The organism is Sodaliphilus sp. (genome assembly GCF_045598405.1).
GTDB lineage: Bacteria > Bacteroidota > Bacteroidia > Bacteroidales > Muribaculaceae > Sodaliphilus > Sodaliphilus limicaballi.
This window is the reverse complement of sequence record NZ_JAZLLZ010000005.1, coordinates 1-7486: the sequence shown is the minus strand read 5'-3', so window position 1 is coordinate 7486 and position 7486 is coordinate 1. Positions and strand designations below refer to the sequence as shown.

The 7486-nt window shown below is 46.0% G+C and carries 3 protein-coding genes; all 3 read right to left on the bottom strand.

The genetic code is table 11. The annotated features are described in order from the left end of the window. Positions 1–368: 368 nt before the first annotated feature. Positions 369–2849, bottom strand: coding sequence for a leucine-rich repeat protein (locus ACKI3C_RS00305; RefSeq protein ID WP_407401006.1), 2481 nt, complete (start codon positions 2847–2849; stop codon positions 369–371). A gap of 289 nt (positions 2850–3138) precedes the next feature. Continuing rightward, on the bottom strand, positions 3139–3690 hold the full coding sequence (locus ACKI3C_RS00300; RefSeq protein ID WP_407401005.1) for a hypothetical protein: 552 nt from the start codon (positions 3688–3690) through the stop codon (positions 3139–3141). A gap of 44 nt (positions 3691–3734) precedes the next feature. Next, positions 3735–6728 (bottom strand): leucine-rich repeat protein, encoded by a 2994-nt coding sequence (locus ACKI3C_RS00295; protein WP_407401004.1) that lies wholly within the window; start codon positions 6726–6728, stop codon positions 3735–3737. Between the last annotated feature and the right edge of the window lie 758 nt (positions 6729–7486).

Sequence of the window (7486 nt, the reverse complement as noted above, 5' to 3'; positions counted from 1 at the left end):
AACCGGAGTCCAGAGGATGACATATCGCCCCAACTGGAGCTCTTCCCACAAGAAGAGGGGCCCAATTTTGAGAATTACAAGACCAATGCCTATTTACAGGCAGTTAACCAATAGAATTAATCAAATCCCGATTTTTATCGGGCAGCAATATATCTTTTTATTCTATAGAAGGCACTGAGGGTACAGTACAGATTAAGCCAGATTTTCCCATTGATTTGATGCGGTTGTCCCGATCTTTTTCCCAGCACAAAGGTTATTGTGCAAGTGTGAGATGAATGGTTTTTTCTTGACTTTTTAGGTTGTATGGAAAAAAAAACGAGGCCCTGCGGTGTTGCGGAGCCTCGGTTTCTATGGTGAATTGATGAGATTTAGCTTTTACCAAGCACAATGTTGATGCAGCTGTTCACGTCGCTGATGTCGATGTTGCCGTCGCCGGTTACGTCGGCACGGCCGGCATACTTGCTTGCGCTGTCTTTGCCCAGCAGGATATTAATCAGGATATTTGCGTCGCTGATATCCACCTGGCCGTCGCCGTTCACGTCTCCCTTCTTTCCAGCATCGGGGAGGTCGAGGTCGAGAGAGTATTCGTCAACGTCCGAGTTGTCAAGCTGCAGGTAGCAGTAGCCCGGAAGAACTCTTTCATAGCGTGCCTTGATGAACTTTTTCTTGCTTGCATCCCAGTAGTAAGAGTTGGCATGGTTTCTCAGTTCTACAGCCGATTGGTTCACGGGTGCCAGATTGTTTGTAACCCTCTGGATATTAGACGATACATGGCGCAACTTATAAGACTTTCCGGGCTCAAGACCGGTGAGAAGCACACCATGCTGTCCGCCCACGACATAAGTCCTCTCGTCGGTGATAACTTTCTTTGTAGTCTTGTCGGCACTCTTGATGAAGTAGCCCTTGAGGCCAGAGTCCGAGATGTTGTAACTGCCGCCGCAACCTAAGTTGAGAGTAGAATACTGCTGCGGGTAGATATAAACGCCAAGGTAATAGTCGCAAGTCCTGGTGGTAGCGCTTGAGAACTTCCAGCTGATGAAGTCGCTGTTGTAGTACCACTCGTGGAGTCGGTCGAAGGGAACGTAGAGGTTGAAGTTATCGGCATTGGCACCGAAGAACTGTCCGCCGTACTCGGGCAGCGTGCTGCTGGTGATGGTAACGTCCTCGAGGTTGGTTGCCAGTGCAAATGCATACTCGCCGATGTAGTTCACGCTCTTGGGCAGAGTGATAGACTTGAGGCCTGTGCCATAGAATGCGTGGTGGCCTATGCGCTCAATGTTGTCGCCGAGATTAACGCCAAGGTCGAGTTTAGCGCCCATGAAGCAGCTGTCCTCCACCTCACGCATGTAGTACTTCTTGCCCATGTTGTAATAAGTGTTGGTCTCGGCAACACGGGTTGTGAAAGAGCGGTTGGTGCGCAGGTTCTTGTTGTAAACATACTTAGCTGTGCCGTCGTAGGTCACACCGTTGATAGTGAAGGGTGTGAGTTGGTCTATAGAGATATATGCGGTGGCATATTGGCTCTGAGCAACAGTGGTGTTGGTGAAGTCGTAGGCACCAGCCTCAATCTTCGGACTGTAGTTCTTGAAAGCAGCGATACCGCGGTACTGATTCACATAGCCCACCGGCACAAAGATGGTAGCGCTCAGGGGGATGGTGCTCCAGCCCAGTTGAGCATTATAGGCAGCCCGTGAGTTGAGATACAGCTCTTCAAGGCTGTTCATGTCGGCAAACGCATTGTTGTTTGATGCCATGTAGGTGCAGGGGACAAGCAGTTTCTTGATTTTTGAGTTAGCAAATGCACGCGAGCCAATTTGGTACACGCCAAATGGCAAGATGAGCTGGGTGAGGCCAGTGTTTACAAACGCTCCGTCACCGATTTTGGTGAGTAGTGTAACAGACTCGTCAATCTGCAAATCGGTGAGTGAAGAACAATTACGGAAGGCATGATTGCCAATCTCCGAGATATTGCCTAACTTCACTGTACGCAAGTTAGTTGCGTCTTCGCAAAGCGACTCGGGCAGAACAGTGATATTGGTAAGACCAGTCAAGTCGAGTGTTTGAACAGAATTGTCACATACTTTTTTTACAAAACTGTTGACCTTAATGAACACAGAATTGTTAAGGCCTACTATCTGTTGGGGTGCAGCGATTTTACCTCTAAGTTGAGTTATCTTAGCTTCAATAGGATTAGAAGTGCTATTGTTGAGGGTAAACTTTGAAGTGCATACATAATAAATCATGCTGACATTTCCATCAATATAATACTCTTGTTGGAGGTCATAAGCCGCTGAGTTATAACTAACGCTCTTCAATGTGTTCCACATTTTCTTATCCTTGAAAAGGTTATAGTCGGCATCCGGCGGTAACACCAAATCCACTTTTGACGGGTCGCTCACAAAGGTGTGCTCACCCCAGTCTTTGGTAATCCAACTGGGAGTGTAGCCGCTGTAAAAAATTCGAGTGAGCGATGTCTCGGCGAAAACTTCGCCATAGAATTCGGTAACCGACGAGGGTATGTAGACCAGCGTGAGTCCAGTACACTTGTAGAAAGCGCGTGAACCAATCTTCTGGACACCGTAAGGGATTCTCAGGTAAGCTTCAGTTACACAACCTTGGAATGCAAAGTTGGCAATCGAGGTAACATAGTACTTCTTGTTGTTGTAAGTGACGAAACTGGGAATTTTATCAACTTTCAGCGTTGAAGACTTTAAGCCTGTGACCTCTACTTCCCCTGGGGTACTTCCCGAGGGTTCCTTGGTAATGTCGTAGTTATAATTTCCTACGGTAATGGCCCATGACGACATTGCGGTCATAAACAACATGATGAATAATAAAACCTTTTTCATATTAGCTATTATTTTATTTGTAATTCAAAGTAAAACAAGAGATTTTTCTTTAATTCACAAAAGTACTAAATAAATGTAAGTTAACAAATTACCCCCCCCCCCCCGATTTAAGGAATATTAACAAAAAAAGTTAGCCGGGTGGGGCTGATAGCCAGGATAGTATAGATAGCCGTGATAGGGTTTCTATACTATAACGGCTATCCAGGCTACAAAAACTATCCATGCTATAAAAAACATGAGGCCCCGCAACGTTGCGGAGCCTCGTGCTTTTATCGTGGAGTGCGGGTCGTTACTTTACAAGTACTTTCTTGCCGTTGATGATATTCACGCCGGGCTGGGGTTCCTTGAGCATTCGGCCGTTGAGGTCGTAGCATGTCGATGTAGCAGGTGTGCTGATGTGAACATCGTTTATGCCCGACATGGGGTTAGCATCCACCTTGATAAAGGGGCAGTATTGGCCGCAGTAGAGGCGTAGTGTCTGGGGCTCACCTGAATATCTATAAGAGAAAGAGCCTTCGCACTCGTCGTTGATGATGTCGGCAATCTTTGTGCCTTCACCATCAGTGAGGTAGGCATAATAACCGTTCTGATAGTTGCAGCCACCGACGGTGATTTCTACTTCGCTATCAACTGCGAACTCAATAGCATACCAGCACCAGCCGTGATTGTCCTGATGATAATATGTCATGTGATCAGGATTATATGTAATCTGCTTGACACCAGTTGGCAGCTCGGGAGTTGCAGTCAACAGGCTGATTTCGAAGTCTTGGCTTTGTGCCCAAGACAAAGACGCTCCCATCACTAACAGGAAGGTCAATAATGCACCGATTCTTCTTTTCATAATTTTCTAAAATATTTTAAAAGTTGTTTGAATTATCCTTTAGCTTAGCCTTTACCAAGCACAATGTTGATGCAGCTGTTCACGTCGCTGATGTCGATGTTGCCGTCGCCAGTTACGTCGGCACGGCCGGCATACTTGCTTGCGCTGTCCTTGCCCAGGACGATGTTGAGCAGGATATTCACGTCGCTGATATCAACCACGCCGTCACCGTTCACGTCGCCCTTCAAGCCGCTGTCTTCTCCCTGGATGCTGTAGAAGTCCTTCCAGATGCTGGTAGTCTTGTAAGTGTTTACGCTTGCCTGGGGTACTATCAGCTTAGTAGTCTTGTAAGTAGTGAATGCGTCGGCATTATTAACAGTGGGAGGATTCTTGGTCTTAACAGTGAGTGTGTTCAGCGCGCTGCAGCCGTTGAAGGCCTTGCTGCCAATATAATTGACGTTCTCGGGAATCACAAACTCTGTGAGAGGACAGCCTGCAAATGCACTGTTGCCGATGCGCATAAGTGACTTCATCTTGTCGGTTGACACGCTTGTATAGTTAGCATTAGCAAGGCAGTTGTCGCCAAACTCTGTTATGCGGTATCGCTTGTAGTCGCCGTTGCTCCTGTCAATCTCTACATCGGCAGCACCAAATTTGCCACCTTTGCTTACTGCAGCAACAGCGGGGTGGTAAACATACTTGGCAAAGCCATAAGACACATCTCCTTCATAGTCGCCAATGGAGTTACTAGTCACGGTCATGTAATATGCTGTATTTCCGGGAACTCCATTGTTATAGGTAAAGTCGTGACCGCCGGCAGTGATGTTGCTTGCCACTTGTTTCCAGTAATTCTGGGCCTTATACTTATCTACGCTCTCGGTGGGAACGTAAACCTTGGTGTTTTTATTCTTTAAGCCATCAATAGTCCATATATAGTCGCTGTGCTTGAAATCTTCCATCTTGTCGTAATCGACATTGAGGACAAGTTCCTCGAGTTGGTTGAGACCATCGAAGAATAGACTATGAAGCTGGGTAGCCGATGAAGGAATACGCATCTTCTTGATGGGGTTGCCATAGAAAGCACTAGCTCCCAGATATTTTATGCCATAAGAGAACATCAGGTCATTGGCAATTTTGCAGTCTTCAAATGCATGGTTCTCGACCCTCTTGAGGTTGGGGTTGAGGTTGAGCTTGGTGATATGGTCGCGATAAATGAAGGCATCCTCCATGATGGTTTCCACATTCAAGCCCAGTGTCACAGTGTGGCACTTGTCGCCAGAGCCGATGAGATGCGTATTGGCAAACACACGGGGACCAATGCTTGTCACGGCATATTCGTTACCCATTTCGTCTTTAATTGATTCAGGAACTACGAGTTTGCCACCTACCTCGGTATCGGCATAAATTGTCTCCTTCATCACAAGGCGGACTTGACCATCGTAAGTTTTGCCGGTACCATAGCGGCCGTAGCTACTGTTGCTGGTCACTGTGTAAAATGTAGCCGATGTTTCACCATTGTCTCTCTTGTAGTCTTTGGTCTCCAAGTCATAGGCTGTTCTACCGTAATTGATTTGTTTCCAGTCTTTCCAGTAATTAGCTGATTTGTAAGCTTCCTCGGCTTCTCGGGGAACATACAGGTTAATCTTCTTGGAATTGGCAAACATGGTTGATGGGATAATGGGAGGAGTGGTCAGGTTGATGTATAGTTTTTCAAGACTTGGACAGTTGTAGAATGTGTTTGTGCCAAGGTAATTTACCGAGCTGGGGATTTTTACACACATCAGTTGTGAGCAGTGTGCAAATGAGTAAGACTCAACGCTCTTTACTCCATAAGGCAGATATACAACAATAGTGGGACACTCATAGAAGCATTGGTTCTTGAGAGCCGTCATTCCGGGCATGAATTCTTTTTCCGCGATAGAATTTTCACCGCCGCGGGGCCACAGTTTCAAGGCATAGGTGCCGTCGGTCTCTTTGCAGTACAGCGCACCGTTGTAGTCCTTCAAGTTCTCGTTATAGCTTGATACCTTAAATTTCTTGATTGCAGTTGTGTTTCGGTCAAAGCTGCGATAAATTTCCTTAACTGTGCTAGGGAGGTAGAACTCCGGATTCAAACTTGTGCATGAAGCAAATGCATTATCTTCAATCGTTTCCAGTCCTTCATTGAGAGTCACAGTTTCAAGAGCTGTACATTTTTCAAACGCTGACTTGCCTATAGTGGTGAGATAGCGAGAACCGGTAAGGTTGACTTCGGTAAGTGGGGTCTGGTAATAGCATGCGCTATCGGCAATGGCTACAAGTTTATAGGTGTAACCATCAACGCTATAGGTGCTCTTGTTTAAAACGAGAGATCTTCTGGTATTTGTATCGATGAAGCCTGTAAGGGTAAATTCACCGTATGACAGCCTTGTGGGAGCCTTTGTAACACTGAAACACGCTCCTGTGTCATAGATGAAGTCATAGCCCGACTTGCTGCGGCTGATGTACTTGAAGTGTGAGAACGCTGCATGTTTCTTGAACAGGTTCACTACATCTTTAGTGCCACTCCAGCGCAGATACAGGTACATGTCGGCATTCTTGGGGAATGCGTCGGCATGGATATAGGCATCCGTGAGATCTTCGTTTGTGTAAATCACCAGGTTTAGCTTGGTACAACCGGCAAATGCGTTAGCCGAGATGTAAGTACATGAGCTGGGAATTCTTACCTGTTTCAGGTTAGTACATCCTTCAAACGAACTCTTGTAAATGGCAGTGTTGCCATAGTCGATTGTCACGGTTGTGATGTTGGTCTTGCCCTTGAAGGCGTACTCGTCGATGCGGTCAACCTGGAATCGTTGTCCATCATGCTCAATAGATGTGGGAATACGCAGGGCAAGATCATTCTGTGCAGCACCTGTGGTGCTAAGACCAGTAACAGCTGCAATGGGGTAATTCTCGCCCATGGTAGTTGTCACGACGCGATAACTCACGTTGCCGTCCGAGAAACGGTCTCCGGCGGCAAATCCCCATGCCTGTACGGCAATTAAGGCAATAGTCAATAGCGATAAAATTTTCTTCATATTTTTGTTGTTTTGGTTAATTATCGTTTTATGTAGAATACGTCAATTATTGCAAAATTAACAAATTATACTTGCTTAACAAATACCCCCCCCCATTTTTAAGATTTATTAACGGTGTATCAGGCGATTGGTAACTATTCAGCAATGGAACTCCCCGCGCGGATCTCACTGAACTCACTGATTTTTTCATTGAATATATATATATTGTGGATTTTTTAGACCTCAGTGATGTTGTAACTTTGGTTAACCGCTGGTCGCAGACCTGCGGGCTGCCGGTGGGGGTATAGTATCAACAAACAGATGAGGATGTGTCAAAATGCGAAATCAAGTTGAGGTGCGGACGACACTCCCGTGTCGTCCGCACGCTCGGAACGAGCGTAGTACATTACGCAATTGCTTGAATATAAGCGTTCTAAGAACACTGCGGACGATACGGGAGTATCGTCCCTACCTGCTCTTGTTTTTGCATTGTACTCTACCAAAGCGCATTTTGACACACACTTCATTACATCGTAACCGCTGGCCGCAGTTGCGGTGCAATTTTGATGCGTTTGACATGTAATCTGACGATAATGTTGTCTGGATAGCGTCTTGACGACGAAGTCGTCACATTGCATTAAAGAATCCCGTATTTTGTCCCCTATACAAATAGGCATAATTGCTAGTGTTTTACATCCAAACGTGCCAAATCAGCCGATTCTATCCGCTAATCAGTTGCAAAATTAAAAGTAAACGAATAAAAACACTCATAATAATCT